Raw genomic sequence first — 26,287 nt, 5'->3', positions numbered from 1 at the left:
GACCTATAATAAGTGCAATTAAATGAATATATTATAGAGTGAGTTATGCCACAAGATCTAAACAAAGTGAAGACTCTCAAAGTCAATATCATCATCTTGGTTTGTGTATTTGGGGTAGGTGTATTATCGCTCACTCCTTTTTTGTTCAGTAATCTTCAAGAAAGAAACACCATAGACAAACACCTATCAGCGATTAAACAAGCGACTCAAGACATTATATATTTTGATGAAGTATTAACCATGTCGGCACGAATGTATGCTTTTACTCAAAATCCTCATTGGGAAGAACGTTACTTAGAGACAGCAGATAAGTTAGATAACGCGTTAAAGATGGCTGAGTATTTAGAGCCTAGAGTAAAAGAGGCCATTGAAACGACTTCCCACACGAATGATCAGCTCATAGCAATAGAAATGAGGGCAATTGAGCTAGCCAAAAGGCAGCACTACTCTGACGCCCAATCTTTACTGTTAAATGATAAATACTTTTCCCTAAAAGAAGAGTACGAAAAACATGTACTTCAAGCATTGCGAACATCGGTACATCATGGCGAAGTCGTGTTACGACAAGAAATGACCGAAACAAAAAACTGGCTCCTCAGTTCAGTCTTTCTATTATCTTTTTTGTTTTTTTCATTGTTAATCTACTTCTATCGTTATAACAAAAAGGCAGAGAGTATTATCAGTTCTAACGTTGAAGAGCTGGAAAGCAAAGTGCAAGACCTCGAAGCATTAACATCAGAGTTAGAAGATGCAAACCATGCCAAATCTAACTTACTAGCGAAAATATCTCACGAGCTTAAAACACCGATTAATGGTATTCATGGCAGTTTACAACTCATTGATTCTCAAGAAGTAGACAAAGACACTCGGGTATCGGTGAAAAATGCGATTTTATGTAGCGACATGTTAGTGACGTTAGTTGATGATATTCTCGATTTCACCAGCCTTAACTCAAACAGATACAGCCTCAATATAGAAGAGTATAATGTAGCTGATTTGTTAACTTCGATTGAGACGATTTACGCAACAGTATGTGAAAATAAAGGTATAACGTTTCATTTTTCTAATAATCTCCACTTTCCAATTCGGCTTTGCGATGGCTTACGCTTTAAACAAGTCATGTTTAATGTACTCAATAACGCGACAAAGTTTACCGAAAACGGGTCTGTAACTTTAACCGTCCAAGAGCTAGGTGCATCAGGAGATATTCGGGTCGAAATTACTGACACTGGAATTGGGATGAGTCCTTCGTCCCTAGCTAAACTATTCGATGAATTTGAACAGGGTGATAGTTCTATCTCACGTACTTATGGCGGGACTGGGTTAGGAATGTCTATTGTCAAATCACTCATGGACTTAATGGGCGGAACAATAGAAGTATCCAGTGAGCTAGGCTCTGGGACAACCGTTATTCTACACCTCAATTTTCCATTCTCGAATGACGGAGAACAAAAGGTTGATGTAACAAAAGACCCTGAGGATTATTCCGCCCTAAAAGGTTTAGGTGTTCTTGTGGCGGAGGATAATAGAGTTAATAAAATTATCATCACTAAATTTCTTAATAATATTGGCATTTCCCCCATTACCGCTAGTGATGGGCAAGAGGCTCTGGATATGTTGTCTGATGATATTCAGCTTATCTTAATGGATATTCAGATGCCGATAATGGATGGAGTGACCGCTTGCCAAAAGATTAAGCAAATACGACCAGAGATACCGATTATAGCGGTCACCGCGAACGTAAAAGAGAGTGAAATCAAAGACTACCTCAGTAAAGGGTTTGAAGACGCCCTTCCCAAACCAATCAAAGTAGAAGATCTATATTGCTCTATGTACAGAGCCGCCGTTGGTTAGCCCTTTAATTCAGAAATTGTATTTGATGAGCTCAATAACGGCGTTAGCATTTTTGATTGTAGAAACTCAAAACAAACAAAAGCCCCGTAAACGCGACATTTACGGGGCTTTTCAGACTTTATAGGATTAAGTCAGGGGGATGATTACATCATACCGCCCATGCCACCCATACCGCCCATGCCACCCATATCAGGCATTGCAGGCGCTGCGTCTTGAGGCTTATCTGTGATCATCGCTTCTGTTGTGATCATCAGACCCGCAACCGATGCTGCGAACTGAAGTGCAGAGCGAGTTACCTTAGTTGGATCTAGGATACCCATTGCAATCATGTCGCCGTATTCGCCAGTCGCCGCGTTGTAACCGTAGTTACCTTCGCCAGCACGAACGTTGTTAGCAACCACTGATTCTTCATCGCCAGCGTTCTTAGTGATTTGACGAATCGGCGATTCCATTGCACGCAGTGCAACACGGATACCGACGTTTTGCTCTTCGTTGTCACCTTCAAGGCCAGCAACTTTAGATGCAGCACGGATAAGTGCAACACCACCACCAGCAACCACACCTTCTTCAACGGCAGCACGAGTTGCGTGAAGGGCATCTTCAACGCGGTCTTTCTTCTCTTTCATCTCAACTTCAGTTGCTGCGCCTACTTTGATCACTGCAACACCGCCAGCTAGCTTAGCGACACGTTCTTGAAGCTTCTCTTTGTCGTAGTCTGACGTTGCATCTTCGATTTGTTGACGGATTTGAGCAACACGACCTTGAATCATTGTTTCTTCGCCCGCGCCATCAATGATGGTTGAGTTCTCTTTAGTGATAGTAATGCGCTTAGCTTGACCTAGGTCTTCTAGCGTTACTTTCTCAAGGTCTAGGCCGATCTCTTCAGAGATAACCGTACCACCTGTTAGGATAGCGATATCTTGCAGCATAGACTTACGACGATCACCGAAACCAGGTGCTTTAACCGCTGCCACTTTCACGATGCCACGCATGTTGTTCACAACAAGCGTTGCTAGCGCTTCGCCTTCTACATCTTCAGCGATGATTAGAAGTGGACGAGATGCTTTTGCTACTGCTTCTAGAGTCGGAAGCAGTTCACGGATGTTCGACACTTTCTTATCAATAAGAAGAATGAATGGGCTTTCTAGATCAACAGAACCCGCTTCTTGGTTGTTGATGAAGTAAGGTGACAGATAACCGCGGTCGAACTGCATACCTTCTACTACGTCTAGCTCATCTTGCAGAGCCTGACCTTCTTCAACCGTGATTACGCCATCACGACCTACTTTTTCCATCGCTTCAGCAATGATGTTACCGACTGTTGCGTCAGAGTTCGCAGAGATAGTACCGACTTGAGCAATCGCTTTAGTGTCTGAACATGGCACAGAAAGGTTCTTCAGCTCTTCAACCGCTGCGATAACCGCTTTGTCGATACCACGCTTAAGATCCATTGGGTTCATGCCAGCAGCAACCGCTTTTAGGCCTTCAGCGATAATAGACTGAGCCAATACGGTTGCTGTTGTTGTGCCGTCGCCCGCCGCGTCATTCGCTTGCGAAGCCACTTCTTTCACCATTTGTGCACCCATGTTTTGGAACTTGTCTTCAAGTTCAATTTCACGAGCCACTGACACACCATCTTTAGTGATAGTCGGTGCGCCAAATGATTTGTCTAGAACAACGTTACGGCCTTTAGGGCCCAACGTTACTTTTACTGCGTCAGCCAGAACGTTTACACCTTCTAGCATTTTAATACGTGCGTCGTTACCAAATTTAACGTCTTTTGCAGCCATCTTAATTTCCTTTCAATTCTTTATTCAGTAAGTTCAGTTTTATGGGTCGGATTACTCAACGATCGCCATGATGTCGTTTTCAGACATGATCAGAACTTCTTTGCCATCGATCTTTTCAGTTTTAGTGCCGTAGCCTTCTGCAAAGATAACGGTGTCGCCAACTTTAACGTCCAACGGTTGTACTGAACCGTTTTCTAGAATGCGGCCTTTGCCAACAGCTAGAATAATACCGCGCGTTGATTTTTCAGCGGCAGAACCAGTTAGAACGATGCCACCAGCAGACTTAGATTCAACTTCTTGGCGCTCAACGATAACTCGGTCGTGTAGAGGACGGATATTCATCGGTCGTATCTCCTGATAATTTCCATTTAATATGATAGTTGCCACGATTGGCATGAGGTTACTCAATATGTTGGGGGCAATGTGGAAGATCCCAAGGGGGGAAAAGATAAAAATTGTGATCGAAAGAGCAGATTCGAGATGCAAATGAACGAGTAGCGAAAAAAGAAAAAAGAAGCCTCCCTATCCCGCATCTGTTTATCCGCTCTCTACATTTGATTCATTCTGATTTATCCTACGTTTTTCGTTTCAATCGGCGTTTTACATGCAAGATAAGCACGGGCTTTTAACCGCCCCGATAGCAAACACTCTGCGCACTATGACCATACCGACCATCTTCGGTATGGTGGCGATCTTGATGTTTAACCTAGTCGACACCTTCTTTATCTCGTTGCTTGGCACCCAAGCCTTAGCGGCGGTCAGTTTTACTTTTCCGGTTACCTTTGCCATCAACTGCATCACCATGGGCATTGGTATTGGTTTATCGACGTGTATTGGCCGATTACTTGGCCAAGGCAGCGCACAAAATGCGGCACGTTTTACCTGTCATGGCTTACTGCTTGCCTTACTGCTTGTCGGCTGCGCTTCAACGATGGGTATTATTTTCTTAGAGCCTATGTTTATTCAGTTAGGGGCAAAGCAAGCGTTATTGCCGCTGATATCGGAATACATGTGGGTGTGGTATCTGGCCATCCCATTACTGGTTATCCCAATGGCAGGCAACAGCGCCATACGAGCCAGCGGCGACACCAAAACGCCAGCCAAAATTATGATGATCGCAGGGCTGATCAATGGCGTCTTAGATCCGCTACTCATCTTTGGTTATGGGCCTTTTCCTGAGCTGGGGATTCAAGGCGCAGCCATTGCCAGCGGTTTTAGTTGGTTTGGAGCCTTGTGTGGCTCACTGTATGTGTTAACCATACGAGAGAAACTGTTGGCTCCCCCTAAACTGGCCAATATCATCAATGACTGGCGACAGACCTTAAAAATAGGCACCCCAGCCGCACTCTCTAATGCCCTAAACCCACTTGCTGGCGCTATCATCATGATGATGTTAGCCAAACAAGGCACTGAAGCCGTGGCCGCTTATGGCGCAGCGCAACGTATTGAATCGATTCTTATCATCGTATTAATGTCTCTCACCTCGGCCCTGACCCCTTTCATGGCGCAGAACTTTGGCGCAAACAACCCTAAACGCAGCTTTGACGGGCTCTTTTTGAGCATGCGTTTTGCCGTATTGTTTCAAGGTTTGGTTTTCTTAATGATGGTACCGCTGAGCATTCCTTTGGCCGCTCTGTTCTCTCAAGAAGAGTCGGTGCGAGGCATATTATGGCATTACCTGCTAGTTGTACCCTTTAGCTATGGGTTCCAAGGCATTGTGATGATGCTGATCAGCGGCATGAACGCGATGCATCAACCACTAAAAGCCTTCCAATGGAGCTTCATGCGCCTGTTTGTGTTTACCCTACCCTTTGCGTGGATAGGCAGCCAAATCGATGGCGTCGAAGGGTTGTTTATTGGCTTAGCCTTGGGGAATATTGTCGGCGGTATTACCGGATACTGCTTTGCGCTTCGAGTAGAGAAAGATTCGAGATGCGGGTAAGTTCTTCGCATCCCGTTTACTCGTATCTCGCATCTATAAAAAAGCCCGCACTTTGAAGTGCGGGCTTTCAAAATCGTTAAAGCTCAACGTGAACCGCTGAGCCAAACCATTACTTAACTACTGACTACTTAACGAGCACGTCACCTGACATTTCAGCTGGGATATCAATACCAGACAGAGAAAGCATCGTTGGTGCTAAGTCAGACAGCTTACCGCCTTCTTTGAACTCAACGTCTTTGCTGCCCACGTAGATAAGTGGCACTGGTAGGTTAGTGTGCGCTGTGTGGATGCCGCCCGTTTCTGGGTTTACCATCATTTCCGCGTTACCATGGTCCGCTGTGATAAGCAGTTGGCCATCGGCTTCTTTGATGGCTTCAACCACTTTGCCAAGACATTCGTCTAGCGACTCTACCGCTTTAACCGCTGCATCGTAAACGCCTGTGTGGCCAACCATGTCACAATTAGGGAAGTTACACACGATAGCGTCGTATTTGCCGCCTTTGATTGCGGCAACCAACTTGTCAGTTAGCTCTGGCGCGCTCATTTCTGGCTGCAGGTCGTAAGTTGCGACTTTTGGAGAAGCCACAAGCTGACGCTCTTCGCCTTCAAACTCGTCTTCTTTACCGCCGTTGAAGAAGAACGTCACGTGCGCGTATTTCTCGGTTTCAGAGATACGTAGCTGCGTTTTGCCTGCTTTCGATAGCCACTCACCGTACGTGTTCTCTAGAGAAGCCGGTGGGAATGCACAAAGCAGTGGGATGTCTGCTGCGTATTGAGTCAGCATCACAAAGTCGATTGCTGGGAATACGCTACGCTCAAAGCCGTCGAAATTAGGCACGAATGCACGTGTGATTTCACGCGCACGGTCGGCACGGTAGTTCATGAAGATAACCGCATCGCCATCAACGATAGCCGCAGACTCTTCGCCTTCCGCTTTGATTTCCGTTGCTTTAACAAACTCATCGTTTTCTTCACGAGCGTAAGCCGCTTCTAGGCCAGCTACGGCCGTGTCGAATGTGAATTCCGCTTTTGCTTGAGTCAGCAGGTCGTAAGATTCTTGAACGCGATCCCAGTTGTTATCACGGTCCATTGCGTAGTAACGACCAATAAGCGAAGCCACGCGGCCTTTGCCTAGTTTCGCGAATAACGCTTGGAAGCGCGCTAATGTGTTTTCTGCGCTACGTGGCGGCGTATCACGGCCGTCTAGGAATGCGTGTAGGTAGATTTTCTCTGCGCCACGTTCAGCGGCCATTTCAACCGCTGCGTAGATGTGGTCTTCATGAGAGTGAACGCCACCTGGCGACATAAGGCCCATGATGTGCACGGCTTTCTCAGCTTTTACCGCTTTATCGATAGCGTTCACTAGCGTTTCAGTTTGACCAAATTCGCCGTCTGCGATTGATTTCGTAATACGCGTTAAATCTTGGTATACCACGCGGCCCGCACCAATGTTGGTGTGACCCACTTCAGAGTTACCCATTTGGCCATCAGGTAGGCCTACATCTAAGCCAGAAGCCGAGATTAGCGTGTTAGGTTGGTTAGCGATAAGACCGTCGATTACTGGTGTATTCGCGTTCGCGATCGCGTTGTCTTGGTTGTCTTCACGGTAACCGTAACCGTCAAGGATCACTAGAGCCATTGGCTTCTTAGCTGACATAGGACTGACCTCGTTCAATTCAAAATAAATCGGTATAGAAACAAATTAGCGTAATTTTACTACAGTTTACAGTCAAAACTGTAGCGGAAGATCAAGAAAGGGCGCAGGTCGGGCAACTGAACATGAAAAAAAGCATCATTTTGTATTTGATGATCTCATGTTTGCTTTGGTAAAGCCCCCGTATAAATCAAGTCGACGGTGGCGTAAGTTAGTGACCGATCCTTCCATATTAAGCTGCTTAAGCTTCGTTAAATCGACATCTGCAAAAATGATCATTTCGGTATTGGCACTGGCTTCTGTCAATGTTGCATCGTGCGGGAAATAAATGTCTGAGGGTGAGAACACGGCTGACTGTGCGTATTGAATATCGACATTATCAACACGAGGTAGGTTGCCAACACTGCCACCAATCGCCACATAACATTCATTCTCGATCGCTCGCGCTTGTGAACAAATACGAACGCGCTGGTAACCATTTTTGGTATCCGTCCAAAACGGCACAAACACAATTTGTGCGCCCTGCTCCGCCATCATTCGACCCAGCTCCGGGAACTCGCTGTCGTAACAAATGAGTATGCCCACTTTACCTGCATCCGTATCAAACACCTGTACCTTGTCGCCACCATCAATCACCCAATCTCTTTGTTCATGAGGCGTAATGTGGATTTTGTACTGAGCATTAATGCTGCCGTCACGCTGCAGTAGGTAAGCGACGTTATACAACTTACCGTCTTCTTCAATAATCGGCATACTACCGGCGATGATATTGATGTTGTAGGTCACCGCTAATTGGGAAAAGCGCGATTTGATCTCTTCTGTGAAGCCAGCGAGAAAACGGATGGCCTCGACCGAATTTTGTTCCTTTTTCAGCCCCATCAGTGGCGCGTTAAAAAATTCAGGGAACAGCGCGAAGTCAGCTTGGTAATTGGCCAGAGAAGAAATGAAGAACTCCGCTTGATCGAGCAAATCTTCTAAATCGTTCATGGCGCGCATTTGCCATTGCACCACGCCAATGCGGATCAGGTTTTTCTCTACATCGTGAACCGATTGAATGTCTTCTTCATAGAAAAAGTTATCCCACTCCAGCAGCGTGGCATACCCTTTGGATGCGTCGTCTTCGGGTAGATAGCCGCGCATAATTCGTTTCACATCGAAATCATTCGCTAACTGAAACGACAAAATGGGATCATGAAGTTCACGACGTTTTACTTTATCGATGTATTCCGCCACGCTCAGTTCATTCGCATGTTCGTGGTAATGAGGAATGCGACCGCCCGCTAATATGGCTTTAAAGTTTTTGCTCCGGCACAGTTCTTTACGAGCATTATACAAACGGCGGCCCAAACGGAGCCCTCGGTAATCGGGGTGCACAAAGACATCCAAACCATACATGGCATCGCCTGTCACTTGGTTCTGAATCACGTTGTTTTCCGTGATGATGTCCGTATAAAGGTGAGGGAGAGAAAAGCGATTGTAATTCACCTTAATCGTCAAAGCGGCGCCGATGATCTTACCGTTATCTTCAATACAAATTTGCCCATCAGGAAACTGATGAATCAGATCCAGGATGGTCAAACGTGGCCACGCCCCTCCAACATCAGGAAAGACGAGATCCATTAATGCCGCGAGCTCGGTGTAATCCGATGGTTCAATGGTGCGTAAAGAGAGTTGATGCGAGTTGGTATCCATATCCTACTATCCATGTGTCCTTTTTAAACAGTAACAATGAGAATGCCATATTTTGACCGATACATACACCTAACCGAGAGTAAGATCAGCGCGCTCTAGACTCCTACAACCTCTTTTCGTACTTGAGTGGCATTCCAAACCAAATCACCAACCCCATCAGTCGGTTTAAACCCAGCCGGCGCGTCGACGAGAAGTTGACGTATCGTTTCATGCTGTAGGTTATGACAAGCAAAATCTAAAGATTCTAGTAAAGTGTCGTATTCTTCTATCGGCAAGAAGACTTCTTGAGCGGTCATGATCCGAGCATGAGCCGTTGGCTCTACGTTGTCTCCAATCAACAATTCTTCATAAAGTTTCTCGCCAGGTCGAAGACCAGAAAATTGAATCTCAATATCGCCATGAGGGTTCTCTTCATTCTTCACAGAAAGCCCTGAAAGGTTGATCAAGTTTTCTGCAAGATCTGTGATTTTGACCGATTCGCCCATATCAAGAACGAATACATCGCCACCTTTGCCCATTGCGCCAGCTTGGATAACTAGCTGCGCTGCTTCAGGAATGGTCATAAAGAAACGGGTAATATCACGGTGGGTAACGGTGAGTGGACCACCGGCCTTAATCTGCTTTTTAAACAAAGGAATTACCGAGCCAGAAGACCCAAGTACATTACCAAAGCGAACCATACAAAAACGTGTGCCATTCTCTTTTTGGTTCTCTTGCTCGGCCAACGCCTGCAAACCTAGTTCAGCCATACGCTTGGTTGTGCCCATCACATTGGTTGGGCGCACCGCTTTATCTGTCGAGATAAGCACAAAAGATTCAACGCCGGCTTCGATAGCCGCTTTAGCTGTGTAGTAAGTGCCATAAACATTGTTACGCACACCTTCTACTACATTATACTCGACAAGAGGGACATGTTTATAAGCAGCTGCATGATAAACCGTTTGAACGCCAAAAGACTGCATGGAAGTTAACAGGCGGTGTGAACGCTGAACTGAGCCCAATAACGGCACAATTTCAACATCATAACCTTGGGTTTCTTTTGCTAAACAAAGCTCACGGTCGATTTGATACAAGCCAAACTCAGAGACTTCAAATAAAACTAGCGTTTTAGGTTGTTGCTTTAGGATTTGACGACAAAGTTCAGAACCGATTGAGCCACCGGCACCGGTCACCATCACCACTTTATTCTTGATATTGGCTTCCATTAAAGCCTGCTGAGGCTCAACCGCATCACGACCTAACAAATCTTCAATGGGAACATCAGTAAGCTCATCAATTTTCGCTTTACCTGACACAATATCAGCCATTTCTGGAACGGTTTGAATCTCAACAGGCAGTGGCGCTAACAAATTCAACACTTGCTTACGGCGTGCACGAGAGGCACTGGGTATTGCTAGCAATATCTTAGAAATGTCGTACTTCTCGATCAAACGTTCCGTTTTATCTAAATCGATAACCGGTAAACCTAAAATAACGGTATGAGTTAATGTTCTATCTTCATCAATAAACGCGCGTACTCGATAGCTCCCAGACGCCCTTAACGCTAAGGCCAATTGTCGGCCACCAGATCCCGCACCGTAAATTAATACTTCTTCGGGTGAATCTTTAGACGGTGAAGTCGTCGCAATAAGGTTACGAACCACTAAACGAGAACCACCACATAACAAAGCTAAATAAGCACCATAAATAATAGGTACTGTGCGAGGGATCGGCTCTTGCAAGTAATAAGCAAATATCGCCAAAGATACTGCCGAAAATATTGCACCAGCCATCACTACAAACAGCGCTTGAAAGGTAAGGTAGCGAAGAACGGCGCGATAAAGTCCTATTTTAGTAAAAGCAATGACCGTCGTTATTACTGTTAAGCCTGTCAGTAATAAGTTGTCACCATTATTCAAGAAATGAAATTCACCTAACCTTGTCCACAACGCAATATGCAGAGCAAAGATAATAAGTAAAGTATCAATAGAAACACTGATAACTCGCTTTTTAAAACGAGAAAGGTGCCATATGAAATGTAGACGTTGCATAGAAGTATTCTTATTTATTAGTATTTAATAAACCACAAAGACTGCATGAGTGGGATGTATTGAACATGTTTGAAGTTCACAAGAAGAACGTGTAAACGACAGCCTGAATATTTAATTCAAGCTTCAATTTTGATGGATATAAACACCCCGACAATTCGACAACTTTCACCTATTGGGGAATTTATGACCTATCAAAGAAAGGATCTTAAACTAACTGGCATCTCATATATTGGAAACTCAAGCAAATAAGCCAATAATGCTGAGACCAAAGATACTGAAAGAAAAGTCCTTTTTACTTATAGGGTTGATTAAGCTTGTGCTTCAATGAGAACAGCACGAATAACTTCAGCCGCTTTCTCAATCTCACCTTGTAATAAAGTTGGGTGCACTAAAAACATTAAGCTGGTTTCACCTAACTCAACGGCGTTCTTTAACGGCGCTTCTGGCCTGTAACTTGTGCCATCAAATGCTTTTTCTCGGTAAACCTCAGAACAACTGCCTTGATAGGCAGGTACACCGCGTTCAACAATCGCTTCAACAATTTTATCACGAGTCCAACCTGGTTTTAGATGTTCAGGGCGAATAAACACGTAATGTTTATATTCTGCATGTTCGATGTAATCTGGAACTTCCACACTTCGAACAATTGAAAGTTCAGCAATCGCCGCTTCAATAATAGCAGCATTAGACTGACGCTGTTGGGTCCATTCAGCCATGCGTTGGATTTGGATACGACCAATAACCGCTTGCATTTCTGTCATACGCCAGTTGGTACCAAAGCGTTCATGAAGCCAACGGAAGCCCGGTGGGTGCTCGCGGTTGTAAATAGCATCAAAGCTTTTACCATGATCCTTATAAGACCACATAAACGACCATAGCTCTTTGTCGTTAGTGGTTACCATGCCACCTTCGCCACCTGTCGTCATGATCTTGTCTTGGCAGAAAGACCAAGCACCAATATCACCAATCGTACCGACGCTGCGACCTTTGTATTTAGCACCATGCGCCTGAGCACAATCTTCAATAACCTTAAAGCCATGCTTTTCAGAAAGCGCCATAATTGCATCCATCTCGGCAGGCATACCAGCAAGGTGGACCACGATCACCGCTTTTGTTTTTGGTGTAAGTACCGCTTGTATTGATTCAGCGGTAATGTTTTGACTATTCAAATCCACATCAGCGAAAACAGGGATTGCTCCCGCCGTCACTATCGAGGAAGCTGACGCCAAAAAAGTCCGCGATGTAGTAATCACTTCATCACCTTGACTTACCCCTAGAGCTTTAAGTGCAATATCTAACGCTAGCGTTCCGTTACCTAGCGCCACTGCATATTCACAGCCAACCCAGGCCGCAAACTCTTTTTCGAATTCACGCCCTTCTTGGCCTGTCCAATAGTTTACTTTATTTGAAAGTACAACCTGACTTACGGCGTCCGCTTCTTCTTGAGTAAACGAAGGCCATGGAGAAAATGATGTATTAAGCACGATGTCACCTAATCAGTTTTAATTTTTATGATTTGATAAATTTACGGGCTGGAGAACCCACGACGGTTTGAGAGTTTGGAATATTATGGATAACCGTTGAACCTGCGCCAATGACAGCATCACATCCAATAACAACAAGTTGTTTAACTTGGCTGCCGATTCCTATCCAAGTGTTTTTACCAACTTCAACGCCGCCAGCTAAGTTAACACCAGGGCTAATGTGGACACCTTCAGCGAGCTTGCAGTCATGATCGACAGTAGACCCCGTATTAATAATGCAGCTTATGCCAAGATGACTAAAAGGGTTCACGACAGCATTTGCCATAATAACCGAGCCGACACCAATACTGGCATGCTTACTTAAAACTGCACTTGGGTGAGCAAGCACATCAAAGTTTGCTCCCGCAGAACTCAATTCACGTTGTTTAACACAACGAGTGGTATTATGACCAATCGCGACAACAACAAGGTCATACTCTTTCACGTTAGAGAGCAGCGCGCTTGTATCACCCGACACCGCCCAATGTTCGACGGAGTTTAAGCTTGGCCAACGATCATCAAAAAACACGATATTCTGATAACCATTAAGCTCAGCAATCTCGGCAATCACTTTTCCATGCCCACTCGCACCTAAAATGGCACAGCTTTTCATGATCAGTTGTTACCTTGATTCTGTGAACCAGCAAAAGGTTCTATGGTAACGTGCCCATCTGCTGATATCCCTTCTTTAACGAATACTTTCTTTACCGTTAAGAAAAGAATTTTAATATCTAGCCAAAACGTTCTGTTATCGACATACCAAACGTCTAATTCGAACTTATCTTCCCAGCTGATTGCATTGCGCCCGTTAATTTGAGCCCACCCCGTTATACCAGGGCGAACATCATGGCGACGAGCTTGTTCTTTGTTATAAAGAGGGAGATATTGCACCAATAAAGGACGAGGGCCGACTAAACTCATGTCACCCTTCAAAACGTTCCAAAGGCCTGGTAACTCATCTAGGCTGCTTGAACGTAACTTATCACCAAACGGCGTCATACGTTCATCGTCAGGTAATTGGTTCCCCTTGGCATCAACCGCATCTTTCATGCTACGAAACTTGACCATTTCAAATGGCTTTCCATTCAACCCAGGGCGAGTTTGACGAAACAAGACTGGAGAGCCAAGATTTTTTCGGATCTTCCATGCTACCAACGCAATAATGGGAGATAGCAAGATAAGTGCAATAAGAGACGTTAGAAAATCAAACAGTCTTTTCATCAGAAAGCCCCATAATTTTTAGGATTTCAGCATTCACTTTATGAACATCGAACTTCTCATTTGCCATAGTGTGACTTTTCTCGCCCATCACTGACCATTGTTCTTGGTTTTCTATAAACCAGATCATCTTATCAGCCAAAGCTTTCGCATCAGCTTTTGGTACTAACCAACCATTTTCACCATCAACGACAGTTTCACGACAACCAGGGACATCGGTAGTTAAAATTGGCCTACCCATCGCCATTGCTTCAAGCACGGTACGCGGCATTCCTTCGTGATAAGAAGGCAAAACGTAGATCGAGCAATTTTCAATAAATGGGCGCACATCTGTTGTTGCGCCGCTATATTCGATAGCACCAGAAGAAACCCATTTGTTGACTTCATCTAGTTTAATTCCATCAGGAGAAGGGTCTTTCGGCCCAACTAGCTCAAAGACAGTTTCAGGATACTGTTGTTTAACTATCTCAGCTGCCTTTGCGTATTCACGAATACCTTTGTCGCCGAGTAGACGAGCAATAAGTAAAAAGTGAGGCTTTGGAGGTAAAGGGGAAACTTTGTAATGGCTGAGATCGACGCCAGAGCCATTGACTAGAAAACATTTATCTTTTGGGACAATTCCTTCATCAATAAATACTTGCATATTGTCTCTATTTTGAAAGATAACACCTTTTGATTTTTTTAAGGCTGCTCGATATAAAAACTTAACAAGAGAATTGAGTGAATTCTTCGCAAAACCACCTTTTTGAAAGGCATAACCAAGACCAGTTACCATTGCATAAAATGAAGGAACGTTAGCAAATCTAGCTGCTAGACCGCCCCAAATAATTGGTTTGATAGTGTAAGCTAAAATTAAATCATTCGATTCATTTCTAAAGAAAGATGACAGAAAAAAGAATGTCCTCACATCTTTAACTGGATTTAATCCATTCCTAGATATTGGATAATCTACATACCGGCAACCTAGCCCTTCAATAAGCTCTATTTCTTTCTCGTCCGCCACACTCGCCATTGCAACAACTTGACAGTTATTGGATAAAGATTTAATTAATTCACCTCGAAAGTTATAAAGTGATGATGGTAATGCACCTAAGGTTACAATATTCATATTTTCTCTACTCACTCAAGAATTGCTCTATAGTATTCCAATACGATTGCACATCCCTTGATTTAGCGTATTGACAATACAATTTTCTGTAATCATATCTATTCTTAATAGACATTTTTAATAAGGAAGCCAATTCATCACTGGAAAAACCATCCATCAAAGTAACATTAGGTAGTTTATCTAAATCTCCAGCACAATTTGTCGAAATAATATTTTTAGTCCCTGCCGCCATCATTTCAATAATTACATTGGGAAACCCTTCCTTTAATGACGTGAGTACACCTAAATCAGCTTTATGCATGAATTTATATGGATTATCTACCCTTCCCCAAAAAGTCACATTATCTTGCAGCCCTTCACTATTAACTATATAATTTAAGCAGTCATGATCAGGCCCATCTCCAAGTATATGTAGATGAAAGTCCAACAGACCTTCATTTTTAACTTTTAAAATAGAGGAAATTAGCAACTTATGATTTTTTATATCAATCAAGCGGCCTACAATAACAATATTAAAGCTATTAGGTAGCTCGACTTCATCCATAGTTAATCTTGAAATAGCATGTATATTAATAGGATTTTGGACTACCTGAACATTCAAACCATTAGGCAACAAAACACTTTCTAATAACCTTTGCTTCATATAGCTTGTTTGACAAATAATCAAGTTTTGATTTCCATAAAGCTTATATAAAGATCTAATCAGGAAACCTTTTACACCAAAAAAACGATCAGCAAAGACAGTTGACTCTCTTGTTACCAAATTTTTAGTTCTCAATATAGTTAGCTTTCTTAAAAGGCTAACCAAAGCATTTGTATGTGAATGTGTTGTATATACTAGGTCAAAGTCGTTATGCACCCTGAAGAATTTATACAATCCTAGTAAAGAACCTCGTTCCTTCTTGGATTCTCCATAAAAAAGAGTTATGTTAGTATAAGCTCGGCTATTCATCCAACTATCTGATTTACTACTTGTAAGAAAATAAATATTAACATTTACCTCACTTTCTAAACTTGCATGATAGTACGCTAAATTTTGAGCAACTCTTTCTGCACCACCAATAACATCTGTCGGTAAAATTATTAGTACCTTATTATTACTTTTCATTTACGCACCACTTCTGAACTAGGAATGTTAAAATTGCTACCAATAATATTATTATCCCAACTCTCTTTTCTAAGGATATCTGATAAGCAAGATCATTTCTGTGAATATAGAATGCCCAATAAGAGGCCAATGGACATAAAGCCAAGAAGTAAAACCCTGTTATTCTAGAAAGAACAAAAGAAATTAAATATAATGATAAGCAGTAAAAAGTTATAAATAATAATAACCCTCCCCATCCAAGAATTGCATAAACATTAGCCCAAACATTACTGCCAACCCCCCAAGATAAGCCTGGGAAAAATTCAGGTTGCATGATGCTATTAAAGCTCTGAATATCGGGCTGAAAAGGGCCAAAGAACCCCATAGATACAATAATATTCTGAAAGTGATAAAAGTCTATTCTAAGATCATGCTCTAGTGTTTTTGAAAGAATCATGGTTGTCATACTCGGCTCAGAATTAACTAAAGAATTTAGATAGTAATTAGCATCGGTTAACCGAAGTAGCACCAATTCATAATTACCTAGTTTTATACCCGAATAAACACCCTTATAAAAAAAGAAAAGCAAGCCAACAATTAAAATTATACAAATATTCTTCATTCCTAATTTATGAATTGAAATTTTATTCGTATAACAAAGTGAGACTATCGCTGCTATAATCGCAATAGCAGCTGGACTACGAAAACCTATGAAAACAATAATCAGTATAGAAATAGCACTAACGGCCATTAGAAACTTATTCTTCAAATGAATTGAAAAAGGCAAGAGTATTATTGTTGAAATGGACCATAAAATATAACCATATCCTAAACTTTTCATCATCTCTTGCTTGGTCAAAAAGAAGATACCACCACCAGAAGCAATAAAGGATAAAGAAAAACCCAATAAAACCATTATACACATAAATTTTGAAAATATATTCAAGTCTATAAATGGTTTTATTTTCACCTCCCCTTTGTTGTCATGAATCTTGAGCAAAGCAAAAAACATCAAGCATAATAAAAAATAACATCCAACAATTGCAGTATAATAATGATAATCTCCCCATAACATCTCTACACCAAACGCCTGAAGAGTTAGAGGTATAAAATACAACTGCTGAGACAAGAATCCAACACTTATGAAGTCTATACGTCTCCTTGGTCTAAAGACAACCATCGAAGTTATAGCTGACAATATCACATAAAAATAAAAAATAGACATGAATTGAATCTTATAAATAAGTTAATCACTAAAAAAACCCCTCCTGAAATGAAGAGTGGTAATCGTGATTGAAGTTAGAGCATAGAAAAATGAACTTAATACAACTATTACGCATATAGCCTCATACCCAACATCGAAAACAAAGCCTAGATATAATAGAAAGATTTTAAAAAACAGAGCTAAGAGCTCACTCCAAGTCGTATACTTCATATTCAAATAATGAAGGTTGAACGATTGAAATGGAAGTGCTATAAAATTGGCAATAATCCAAAAGCTCATAATTTTAATCATATTACTAGTGTCGCGCCATTCCGAGCTAAGAAAATTAGCTATAATATAATCAGAGAGAAGAAACACTAATATAACGATAATAATAGACACAGATAACGTATATATTGATATGTTAATAACACTCTTTAAGTTTCTATTTTCTTCTTCTTGAAAATGTTTAGCACTTACAGGTCTTAGGTTATTAGAAATTAGGTTAATTGGCACACGAATAAGCTTTTCACTCAGCATAAAAAGTCCAGCTACTTGTATTCCCCACAACTGAGATATCACCAATAAACTGATATTATTATTTACTGATGAAAATAGTGACTGAAATAACCCATTAACAGCATCTAGCCTATTCCTTTTATTTTTTATAAAAATAAAAAATCTTGCCATTGATATATCGAACTGCACATTACATTTTAAGGTAACAAAACAAAAAACAGAAGAGAGCAATGCAGATAATATTAGAGAAAGATTATTCTCAAAAAAATAAACAAAACTAACCTGGCAACCAAAAAATAGCACACTTCTAATTATTGCAGATTTTGACACTTCAGAAAAAAATCCACTTGATGAACAAGCCACTGTAAAAACTTGAATTAAAGAACAAAAAAAACCCCAGGCAAATATAAGAGGAATATAGTCAACATTGAACTTTATCACTCCTAGTCGTATGAAGGTGTGTATAACTCCTGTCATAATCAATGAAACGAAAAATGATACTAAAACAATGCTTCCTATTCTTTGATCATACTGATTTGTTCCATATAATTGAAATAGAGGCCTTTCAAGCCTTAGTGAAGAGACCATACCTATAATACTAACTAAAGATAGTCCTACAGCATAGAAGCCTAACTCTTCTGGACTATATATTCTCGTAATAACAGGTATAGATAGCAATGCTATAATTTGTGATATTGCAGTGCCTGTCATCACTTTTTTTAAGTTATTTTTTATGGACATTAAAGGCTCTAAAATTCATATGCCATGCATAATTAATTAAACATGGCATTTATAATAATATTATTAATTTAAAAACGACTTATACCAACGCATCGCATTAGAAATACCTTCTATAATTCGATATTCTGGAACATAAGACAAATAGCTTTTCGCTTTAGACACATTCGCTTGTGAATGTCTTACATCGCCAGCACGAAATTCTCGGTAAATAGGATCAGTATCAGCTTCGACGCCATTTTCGTTTAGTGCATTTTTAATTGAGTAATACAGATCATTTAATGTAGTTCTATCACCTACCGCTACATTATAGACTTCGTCTTTTGCTTCATCTTGTGCTGTTGCAGCCAATAAGTTCATTTGTACAACGTTATCGATGTAGCAAAAATCTCGGCTCGTTTCGCCGTCACCGTTGATATAAACATCTTCGCCATTGATCATCGCCGCAGTCCATTTTGGAATGACAGCAGCGTAAGCGCCGTTTGGATCTTGTCTGCGACCGAACACGTTAAAGTAGCGTAGACCAATGGTCTTGAATCCATAAGTGCGAGCATATACCCCTGCATAAAGCTCATTTACGTATTTAGTTACTGCGTAAGGGGACAGTGGATTGCCAATATTTTCTTCCACTTTTGGTAACGCTGGGTGGTCGCCGTATGTCGAACTGCTCGCTGCATAAGTAAAGCTGCTTACCCCTTCTTCTTTTGCAGCATCTAGCATGTTTAGAAAACCGGTGATGTTCGCAGCATTCGTGGTAAGTGGATCAGCGATAGAACGAGGTACAGAGCCTAGTGCTGCTTGGTGCAGTACGTAATCAACACCTTTTACGGCTTGTTGGCATGTTTGAGGCTCTCGGATGTCGCCTTTAATAAAGTTAAAACGCTCCCACTGAGCGTCGCTTACTAAGCCTTTAACTTCATCTAAGTTGTGCTGATGCCCCGTTGCGAAGTTATCTAACCCCACCACGGTTTGATCAAGCTTTAGTAATTTTTCAAGTAGGTTTGAGCCAATAAAGCCTGCAACACCCGTTACTAACCATGTTTTTGGTAACTCAGCGAGCTCTTGTTGGATTTGTTCGTATTTGGTCATTGTGTTTTCCGTGGAGAGGTAAATATTATTTTTTGCGACAGGATAAGCTGTGTTTATAAACTCTGAACCACATTCGTTTCTCGAAACTCAGTATGAATAAGTTCAGCTTACAGTGTTGAGGTTCTCGTTCCTTCCTTATAATAAAACTCAGGAGCTAAAGCGTTTTCTCCTGAGTTTTAGTTTTGGCTATAAATTAAAGACGCATATCCACACTTTCTTTGTCTAGAACGTACTTCAAGTCATACAGAACATGCTCTGATTTACCAAACGAGCGGATTTTTTCTACGCCCATCTCTTTGAATTCGTTGTGAGATACAGCCATGATGATTGCATCGTAATGATTTTGTTGTTCTTTCTCACACAAAGTTAGGCCGTATTCGTGTTGCGCTTCTTCGCTTGAACACCATGGGTCCATAATGTCTACATTAATGTTGTACTCTTTCAATTCAGAGACAATATCAACCACTTTAGTATTGCGTAGGTCTGGACAGTTCTCTTTAAAAGTTAGCCCCATCAACAGTACGTTTGCACCCTCTACGTGAATGCGTTTTGTCAGCATTTTTTTAACTAATTGAGAAACAACATACTGCCCCATACCATCATTTAGTCGGCGCCCCGCTAAGATCATCTCTGGATGGTAACCCACTGTTTGCGCTTTGTGCGTTAGGTAATAAGGATCCACACCAATACAGTGGCCACCCACCAACCCCGGGCGGAATGGAAGGAAGTTCCATTTTGTGCCCGCAGCTTCAAGTACTTCTAACGTATCAATACCAAGCTTATTAAAAATGATTGAAAGTTCGTTAATCAAGGCAATGTTTACATCACGTTGCGTGTTTTCAATCACTTTTGCCGCTTCTGCCACTTTGATAGAAGATGCTTTGTGTGTACCAGCTGTGATAATGCGCTTGTAAAGTTGATCTACGTATTCAGCCACTTCTGGTGTCGAACCACTGGTTACTTTTAAGATATTAGTCACGCGGTGTTCTTTATCACCTGGATTAATACGCTCAGGCGAGTAACCGGCAAAAAAGTCTTGGTTAAACTTAAGGCCAGAAACACGCTCTACAACTGGGATACAGTCTTCTTCCGTCGCGCCTGGGTATACTGTTGATTCATAAACAATGATATCGCCTTCTGATATCACTGTGCCTAACGCTTCTGACGCTTTGATCAGTGGTGTTAGATCGGGTTGTTTATGCTCATCAATGGGGGTTGGAACGGTAACAATGTAGACATTGCACTCTTTTAAGTCTTGAAGAGAGGTGGTGTAAGAAAGGTGAGAGGCTTCAGCAAGTTCATTGTCACTGCACTCTAGCGTACTATCACGACCAAGCGCCAGTTCATCAATACGTACTTGGTTAATATCAAAGCCAATCGTTGGTGACTTTTTACCAAACTCTACAGCCAAAGGTAAACCAACGTAACCTAAGCCAATTATTGCAATTTTTGCATTTTCTACTGACAAATTCATAAGTAATAAAACCTGATTGTTAATAATTATTTTATTGAGACCACCCTTTCACTTGGTTCCGATGAACTTAGTGATGGGTAAACATCAAAAAATGCCTCAGTACACTTTTAGGTACTCAGACATATTTAATTTAGTTTAAGAAGAGATAGTTAGCGTTCTAGACTCGGCTAGTCATTAAGATTCAGGCACGCTACCGCCCTTAGGTTTGGCTCCTAAAGGCAAGGTATTTACGGGGTGAATGCATCCCCCCAGCTATCCGTGGCTGTTTTGCGCAGGGGATTCTAGCAAAGTAAGTGCATATTAACCAGCTTGATTTATAAGCGAAGTGGTCGAACATCTTACCAAGCATTCACCCAGCGAAAACATTGTACGTCTTGCAGAAACTTAGTCCCTATGTGGTACCGGTTTTCTTGTGCTGCGTCGCAGTAGCGCTTCTCTATATCAATGAAAATTTTACCGTTTCTATAAAGTGAGACAAAACTTTCATTATTGTTCACCACCAACAATGCCTTAATTTCTGTGCGTGTTAGCCCTTGTGGGTAGTGGTTAACCAGCAAGGTTAAGAACTCGCCGATGCGCCCTTCCACTCGTTCTATCTCGCGCTCTAACACCTTTACTTTCTCTTCCGTTGTCAGCTTTTTTAGGCTGGTATCGTCCATGTGCCTTCTCCTAATTTTACCTTTGTCTCTTGACGTTTTTATGTCTGTGTTCGCTTTGGCTAATTTAAGCCTTTAAGTAATGTGAAATACAGGTTCTCACTGCTCGGGGTCGGTACTCGCCAATTTGGATTGAATGAGGGCCTTGATACGCGCTTCAAACGGGTTGGTGGTGCTTTTGGCTTTGTAGTCCGCTAGGGCCTGAGAGACCGGTGTTGGTTGTTGCTGCTTATTTTCAACTTGGTCGCTTTGGAGCGAATGCGCGTGGTGGAGATCAGCTGTCGGTTTATTGGTGTCTGTTGGTTTAGCCACTCTTTTTTGTTTAACCGTTTGGGTTTGCTTGGCGCCTTTTGTTTGCTGAAGCACAGGCGTTAAACCTCGTTTAGTCTTCGCTTGGGCACTTCTTCTTAGCCAACCATTCACAAAGTGGCCGATGTGTTCAAAGGGTTTGCGCTTGTCGGGGTTGATGTACAACCAAGCTTGCATGGCATGCAGTTCTTGCAGCACATCTAACTTCGGGTAGGTGCGTTTTAATATTTCGTAGAACTCATGATAAATCGGTGCGCAACCCTCTTTGGTGAGCAGGTCAATCACGGCTTCTTTTTGGGTTGTAGGTATGGAAGTCTCATGTTCTTCAGAGCCGTTGGGGGTATCAAGAATATCGGCGTTGTCTACTATGCCGCTTTTCAAGCTGATATCTGTTTTATGTTCTTTATGAAAGATTATGTGTGCCGGGCGATCACTCTCCGTGTTGGATCTTGAGTCCCCCTGGTGGGTGTCTGAATGGTCACTTTGTGAAAGGCTTGGGTTGAGTTCCGGTTGCTCGTTCTCGGCTTTATCGACGTCCGATCGGTCTAAATCACTCTGTTCAAGATGACAGCCGTTAGGTAAGCGTAATTGATACAAATTGCTGCGCTGACGGCCTTTTTTATCAAACCGTTTTATCCGCTTCACAAACCCTTGTTTTTCTAGCTCGTTGAGGTGTCGTTTCACGGTTCTTACCGATACTTCACAATATTGTGCTAAGTAATTTAAGGATGGAAAACACACACCACGCGCGTCGGCATTGTCGGCCAACTTTAATAACACCAACTTGCTTATCGGTGATCCGGTTTTTAATGGGATGAAAGAGAGAATGAGGGAAACACACATGAATAACGCTCCTTGTTAATGGGTCTATCTACTTAAATCGTTCTCGCTATAAAAGCGGATAGATATGCATAACCATTGATAAAAGGTGCATTAACAACACTTTTTGGTGCTTTGGGGGCTAAGGTGGGGCGAGATAAAAAGTAACAAAACGTGTTTTTCCTTTGTGCTCTCATTGATATGCAACAAGAACATTACTTAAGATGATCACCTTCGAAGCACCTCTCACTTTTCTGCGTTCTTTCTTTTTCGCGTTATTGCCGTCAACCCCAATCAAAAGCCTTGAAGTACATTGCCCTTCCCATACAGCAATAAGGTGCTTAATGAAGGCGATAGTTTCTCTTTTTATTTCAGCGTACCAGCCGGGCATGGCGAGCATCGAGTGCCGTCCTTATTCTCTTAATCGGTCTTACCTGCCGCTATTTCTTGGCCGTAGCGACGGGTGCCGTGATAGCAATGGATTAATGTCTGATGGTTCGATAAGTGATGAATCGGTTTGTTTTGAAGAGGAGCGTTTTGAAGATCCCAGCTATGAGGACATGTGTTGGATGATCAGCCGAGCGCGGCGAAGCCAGCCTCTGGGTTATTGCGTGATGTATCTACGTTATGTCCGTCACCACGCCGGTTATGCAAAAACCGTAGCCGCGAGTTTGCGACAACACATCGCATTACACCCTGATTTAAAAGGTTCGTTATCAACGTTTTTAGTCACCTGGTTACAACAACAAGAGGATTTATTTTGTCAAACACTCCACCAGCAACTGATCGAGTTCCACACCAGCCGTTAGCCGCGTCTGTTTTGCAAGAGCGAGATGATTCGCAAAAGCAGGCTCATTCCGAAAAACAAGCGGGCGAGGTGGAGTTCATCCCTTCGTTAGAGCCTTGTTTGCCTTCAGCCTCCTATTCTTTCAGCCTGGTTTCGGTGTTACTCCGCTTACCTCATTGCCCGCCCTACTCTTTTATTACTGTGCATTGCAGCGCCACACCGTCGGAGCAAGATGTTCACGTCGCCGATATTCGCCGATGGCATAAAAAGAGAGGCTGGCGCGATGTGGGGTATCACTTTGTGATTCGTCGCAATGGGGATGTCGAACTGGGTAGGCCGCTGTCGCAAACCGGCGCGCATGTGAAAGGACACAACAAGGGCAATATTGGCGTTTGCATGGTAGGTGGTTGTAATTCCGAACAGCAACCAGAAGATAACTTCACGCTTGCACAGCGTAAGGCACTGTTTGGTTTAGTGACCGCCTTACAAGAGCAGTTTTTGATTTCTGATGAGAATGTTAAGGGGCATAAAGATTGGGGGGTGAATAAGGCGTGTCCGGTGGTGAGGCTAAGAGAGTAAGAGCCGATTCCAGATACCTCGTCCCTCAGTTCTGGAATGACTAAATGACGAAATGATTGAGTAACAAAATGGCGTAATGACGGAAGAACTAGAAAGGCGGTATATAACCATCAACGAACCAAGGAGCAGCATGACATTGTTCGGGCGAATATTTGGGAGCCAGTCTTCCATTAACAAAGGGTTAGATGCACTCACCAACACAGGAGATGCGATGTTTTTTACTGATGAAGAAAAAGCGAAGCACAAACTGGCACTGCTTAAAGCCTATGAGCCTTTTAAGTTAGTGCAGCGCTACATCGTGTTGTTGTTCACCATTCCTTATGTAGCACTGCATGTGATGGTGATTTTGGGTTGTATGCACGGCTACGATTGGAAACCGTTAGGGGAAATGACCAATGAAGCCTTTGGCTATCCGGTATTAGCGGCGATTGGTTTGTATTTAACAGGGGGCGTGGTGAAAAAATAGAAGAGCAGATACGAGTAACGGGTAAACGGGATACGAAGAGCGGTGCTTTTCGTATCTCGCCACTCGCATCTCGCATCTCGTTACTGCTCTTTATTTTTTGTCGCTCGTTTACTCATCACTTCTCACATTCATGCTCATATTGGTTAAAAACACGCAAGCGAAAACATGAAGTCCGTTCTAATTAAATGAAACTAATATGCTGTATTAAATGATCTTTTTTGTTAATAACAATCTCTATCACAGAAATTAATTTTGAAGCACATACAATGCGTGCACTTTCGAATGATGATCAACCTTGTTCGTTCGAGCATTTATTGTACGTTTTAAGCCCAATTTTTATGAGGTTTCTATGTTTGGAATATTCAAACCTATGGCGCATATCGATCGCTTATCAGCAGATAAGGTTGATGGCACCTACGCGCGATTACGCTGGCAGCTTTTTCTCGGCATCTTCGTTGGTTACGCGGGTTACTATTTAGTCCGCAAAAACTTTAGTTTGGCGATGCCCTATCTTATTGAGCAAGGGTTCAGCCGAGGAGAGCTAGGGGTAGCGTTAGCGGCCGTCTCTATCGCTTACGGTCTATCAAAATTTTTAATGGGCAGCGTGTCTGATCGCTCCAACCCTCGTTATTTCCTCAGTGGCGGCTTGTTAATGTCGGCTCTGGTGATGTTCTGCTTTGGCTTTATGCCATGGGCAACCGGCAGCATTACCGCGATGTTTATCCTGCTGTTTTTGAATGGTTGGTTTCAAGGTATGGGCTGGCCAGCTTGTGGACGAACGATGGTTCACTGGTGGTCACGCAAAGAACGTGGCGAGATAGTGTCGGTATGGAATGTCGCGCATAATGTTGGCGGCGGATTGATTGGTCCAATGTTTTTATTGGGGCTTTGGGCTTTCAACGATGACTGGCGCACCGCTTTTTATGTTCCTGCATTTTTTGCCACTCTCGTCGCTATTTTTGTTTGGTTTACGGTAAGAGATACCCCTCAATCTTGTGGCCTGCCACCGATTGAAGAACACAAGAACGATTACCCAGACGATTACAATAAATCTCATGAGACAGAGATGACGGCGAAGGAAATCTTCTTTAAGTATGTCTTCTCTAATAAGTTGTTGTGGTCTATCGCGATCGCAAATGCGTTTGTTTACCTTATTCGTTATGGTGTACTCGATTGGGCGCCGGTTTACTTAAAAGAAGCAAAAGACTTCTCTGTGGATAAATCGTCTTGGGCTTACTTCTTGTATGAGTGGGCCGGTATTCCTGGCACCTTATTATGTGGTTGGATTTCAGATAAGTTGTTTAAGGGCCGCCGTGCTCCGGCAGGGATTCTCTTTATGGTTTTGGTCACCGTCGCCGTATTGGTGTACTGGCTAAACCCAGCCGGTAACCCAACGGTTGATATGCTGGCACTGATTGCGATTGGCTTCCTTATTTACGGCCCAGTGATGCTAATCGGTTTGTATGCGCTCGAACTGGCACCGAAAAAAGCCGCGGGGACGGCAGCAGGCCTCACCGGGCTATTTGGTTACTTAGGCGGTGCGGTTGCTGCCAATGCGGTACTTGGCTTTATGGTGGATCACTACGGCTGGGATGGTGGTTTCATTATTTTGGTCGGCGCTTGTGTTGCTTCAATCATTTGTCTGCTTTACGCCTTCTTAGGCGAGCGCGCACACCACAAACAAAAAGATCTCGAACGAGAGAAAGAAGCGTTGGCTTAAGCGAACGTTAACGGAATAAAAATCAATAC

General features: G+C 42.7%; 22 protein-coding genes. 6 read left to right on the top strand and 16 right to left on the bottom strand.

Annotated features, from left to right (window positions below; all coding sequences use genetic code 11):
- The first annotated feature begins 45 nt into the window (after positions 1-45).
- Complete coding sequence (locus tag ACED48_RS07485; RefSeq protein ID WP_017055387.1) at positions 46-1,854, top strand: hybrid sensor histidine kinase/response regulator; 1,809 nt, start codon at positions 46-48, stop codon at positions 1,852-1,854.
- A 143-nt stretch (positions 1,855-1,997) separates the two neighbouring features.
- On the opposite strand, the gene groL is transcribed toward ACED48_RS07485, so the two are convergent.
- Positions 1,998-3,644 carry a chaperonin GroEL gene (groL, locus tag ACED48_RS07480; RefSeq protein ID WP_017055388.1) on the bottom strand — a complete coding sequence of 549 codons (1,647 nt, stop codon included), beginning with the start codon at positions 3,642-3,644 and terminating at the stop codon, positions 1,998-2,000.
- 51 nt (positions 3,645-3,695) lie between these two features.
- Positions 3,696-3,986: a co-chaperone GroES gene (locus tag ACED48_RS07475; protein ID WP_010433998.1), complete on the bottom strand. Its 291-nt coding sequence runs from the start codon at positions 3,984-3,986 to the stop codon at positions 3,696-3,698.
- A 262-nt stretch (positions 3,987-4,248) separates the two neighbouring features.
- Here ACED48_RS07475 and ACED48_RS07470 point away from each other — a divergent pair, with 262 nt between their 5' ends.
- Entirely contained in the window at positions 4,249-5,586 is a 1,338-nt protein-coding gene (locus ACED48_RS07470) for an MATE family efflux transporter (protein ID WP_017055389.1), read from the top strand.
- Positions 5,587-5,710: 124 nt separating this feature from the next.
- On the opposite strand, the gene gpmM is transcribed toward ACED48_RS07470, so the two are convergent.
- From gpmM to ACED48_RS07400, 14 genes are all read right to left on the bottom strand, one after another.
- Positions 5,711-7,243 (bottom strand): 2,3-bisphosphoglycerate-independent phosphoglycerate mutase, encoded by a 1,533-nt coding sequence (gene gpmM, locus ACED48_RS07465; protein ID WP_017055390.1) that lies wholly within the window; start codon positions 7,241-7,243, stop codon positions 5,711-5,713.
- 135 nt (positions 7,244-7,378) lie between these two features.
- Entirely contained in the window at positions 7,379-8,932 is a 1,554-nt protein-coding gene (locus tag ACED48_RS07460; RefSeq protein ID WP_017055391.1) for a bifunctional GNAT family N-acetyltransferase/carbon-nitrogen hydrolase family protein, read from the bottom strand.
- 95 nt (positions 8,933-9,027) lie between these two features.
- On the bottom strand, positions 9,028-10,962 hold the full coding sequence (locus tag ACED48_RS07455; protein WP_017055392.1) for a nucleoside-diphosphate sugar epimerase/dehydratase: 1,935 nt from the start codon (positions 10,960-10,962) through the stop codon (positions 9,028-9,030).
- A gap of 308 nt (positions 10,963-11,270) precedes the next feature.
- The gene (locus ACED48_RS07450; RefSeq protein ID WP_017055393.1) at positions 11,271-12,446 is read right to left on the bottom strand and encodes a DegT/DnrJ/EryC1/StrS aminotransferase family protein; all 1,176 of its coding nucleotides are present in this window, start codon (positions 12,444-12,446) and stop codon (positions 11,271-11,273) included.
- Between the two features lie 25 nt (positions 12,447-12,471).
- Positions 12,472-13,098 (bottom strand): acetyltransferase, encoded by a 627-nt coding sequence (locus ACED48_RS07445; RefSeq protein ID WP_017055394.1) that lies wholly within the window; start codon positions 13,096-13,098, stop codon positions 12,472-12,474.
- A 2-nt stretch (positions 13,099-13,100) separates the two neighbouring features.
- Complete coding sequence (locus ACED48_RS07440; RefSeq protein WP_017055395.1) at positions 13,101-13,706, bottom strand: sugar transferase; 606 nt, start codon at positions 13,704-13,706, stop codon at positions 13,101-13,103.
- Positions 13,690-14,811 carry a glycosyltransferase family 4 protein gene (locus ACED48_RS07435; RefSeq protein WP_017055396.1) on the bottom strand — a complete coding sequence of 374 codons (1,122 nt, stop codon included), beginning with the start codon at positions 14,809-14,811 and terminating at the stop codon, positions 13,690-13,692. Before ACED48_RS07435 ends, ACED48_RS07440 begins: the two co-directional genes overlap by 17 nt.
- 7 nt (positions 14,812-14,818) lie before the next feature.
- Complete coding sequence (locus ACED48_RS07430) at positions 14,819-15,919, bottom strand: glycosyltransferase (protein ID WP_017055397.1); 1,101 nt, start codon at positions 15,917-15,919, stop codon at positions 14,819-14,821.
- Positions 15,909-17,123 carry a hypothetical protein gene (locus ACED48_RS07425; protein ID WP_017055398.1) on the bottom strand — a complete coding sequence of 405 codons (1,215 nt, stop codon included), beginning with the start codon at positions 17,121-17,123 and terminating at the stop codon, positions 15,909-15,911. Before ACED48_RS07425 ends, ACED48_RS07430 begins: the two co-directional genes overlap by 11 nt.
- A 21-nt stretch (positions 17,124-17,144) precedes the next feature.
- Entirely contained in the window at positions 17,145-18,362 is a 1,218-nt protein-coding gene (locus ACED48_RS07420) for a lipopolysaccharide biosynthesis protein (RefSeq protein WP_017055399.1), read from the bottom strand.
- A 63-nt stretch (positions 18,363-18,425) separates the two neighbouring features.
- Positions 18,426-19,448 (bottom strand): NAD-dependent epimerase/dehydratase family protein, encoded by a 1,023-nt coding sequence (locus ACED48_RS07415; RefSeq protein ID WP_017055400.1) that lies wholly within the window; start codon positions 19,446-19,448, stop codon positions 18,426-18,428.
- Positions 19,449-19,641: 193 nt separating this feature from the next.
- Positions 19,642-20,922, bottom strand: a complete 1,281-nt coding sequence (tviB, locus tag ACED48_RS07410; protein WP_017055401.1) for a Vi polysaccharide biosynthesis UDP-N-acetylglucosamine C-6 dehydrogenase TviB — start codon at positions 20,920-20,922, stop codon at positions 19,642-19,644.
- 338 nt (positions 20,923-21,260) lie between these two features.
- Positions 21,261-21,581 carry a hypothetical protein gene (locus ACED48_RS07405; RefSeq protein ID WP_017055402.1) on the bottom strand — a complete coding sequence of 107 codons (321 nt, stop codon included), beginning with the start codon at positions 21,579-21,581 and terminating at the stop codon, positions 21,261-21,263.
- Between the two features lie 96 nt (positions 21,582-21,677).
- Positions 21,678-22,730 (bottom strand): helix-turn-helix domain-containing protein, encoded by a 1,053-nt coding sequence (locus ACED48_RS07400; RefSeq protein ID WP_017055403.1) that lies wholly within the window; start codon positions 22,728-22,730, stop codon positions 21,678-21,680.
- Between the two features lie 320 nt (positions 22,731-23,050).
- Here ACED48_RS07400 and ACED48_RS07395 point away from each other — a divergent pair, with 320 nt between their 5' ends.
- From ACED48_RS07395 to glpT, 4 genes are all read left to right on the top strand, one after another.
- Entirely contained in the window at positions 23,051-23,515 is a 465-nt protein-coding gene (locus ACED48_RS07395) for a hypothetical protein (protein WP_029626836.1), read from the top strand.
- 11 nt (positions 23,516-23,526) lie between these two features.
- A complete protein-coding gene (locus ACED48_RS07390) occupies positions 23,527-24,072 on the top strand; it encodes an N-acetylmuramoyl-L-alanine amidase (protein ID WP_029626838.1) in 546 nt (181 codons plus the stop codon).
- Between the two features lie 130 nt (positions 24,073-24,202).
- Positions 24,203-24,538 carry a hypothetical protein gene (locus ACED48_RS07385; RefSeq protein WP_016784030.1) on the top strand — a complete coding sequence of 112 codons (336 nt, stop codon included), beginning with the start codon at positions 24,203-24,205 and terminating at the stop codon, positions 24,536-24,538.
- 349 nt (positions 24,539-24,887) lie between these two features.
- Positions 24,888-26,258 carry a glycerol-3-phosphate transporter gene (gene glpT, locus ACED48_RS07380; protein WP_017055406.1) on the top strand — a complete coding sequence of 457 codons (1,371 nt, stop codon included), beginning with the start codon at positions 24,888-24,890 and terminating at the stop codon, positions 26,256-26,258.
- Positions 26,259-26,287 lie beyond the last annotated feature (29 nt).

The organism is Vibrio sp. 5S239 (assembly GCF_041439575.1).
GTDB classification, from domain to species: domain Bacteria; phylum Pseudomonadota; class Gammaproteobacteria; order Enterobacterales; family Vibrionaceae; genus Vibrio; species Vibrio kanaloae.
Note: the sequence above shows the minus strand (reverse complement) of the source record. Positions and strands in the feature narration are given on the sequence as shown.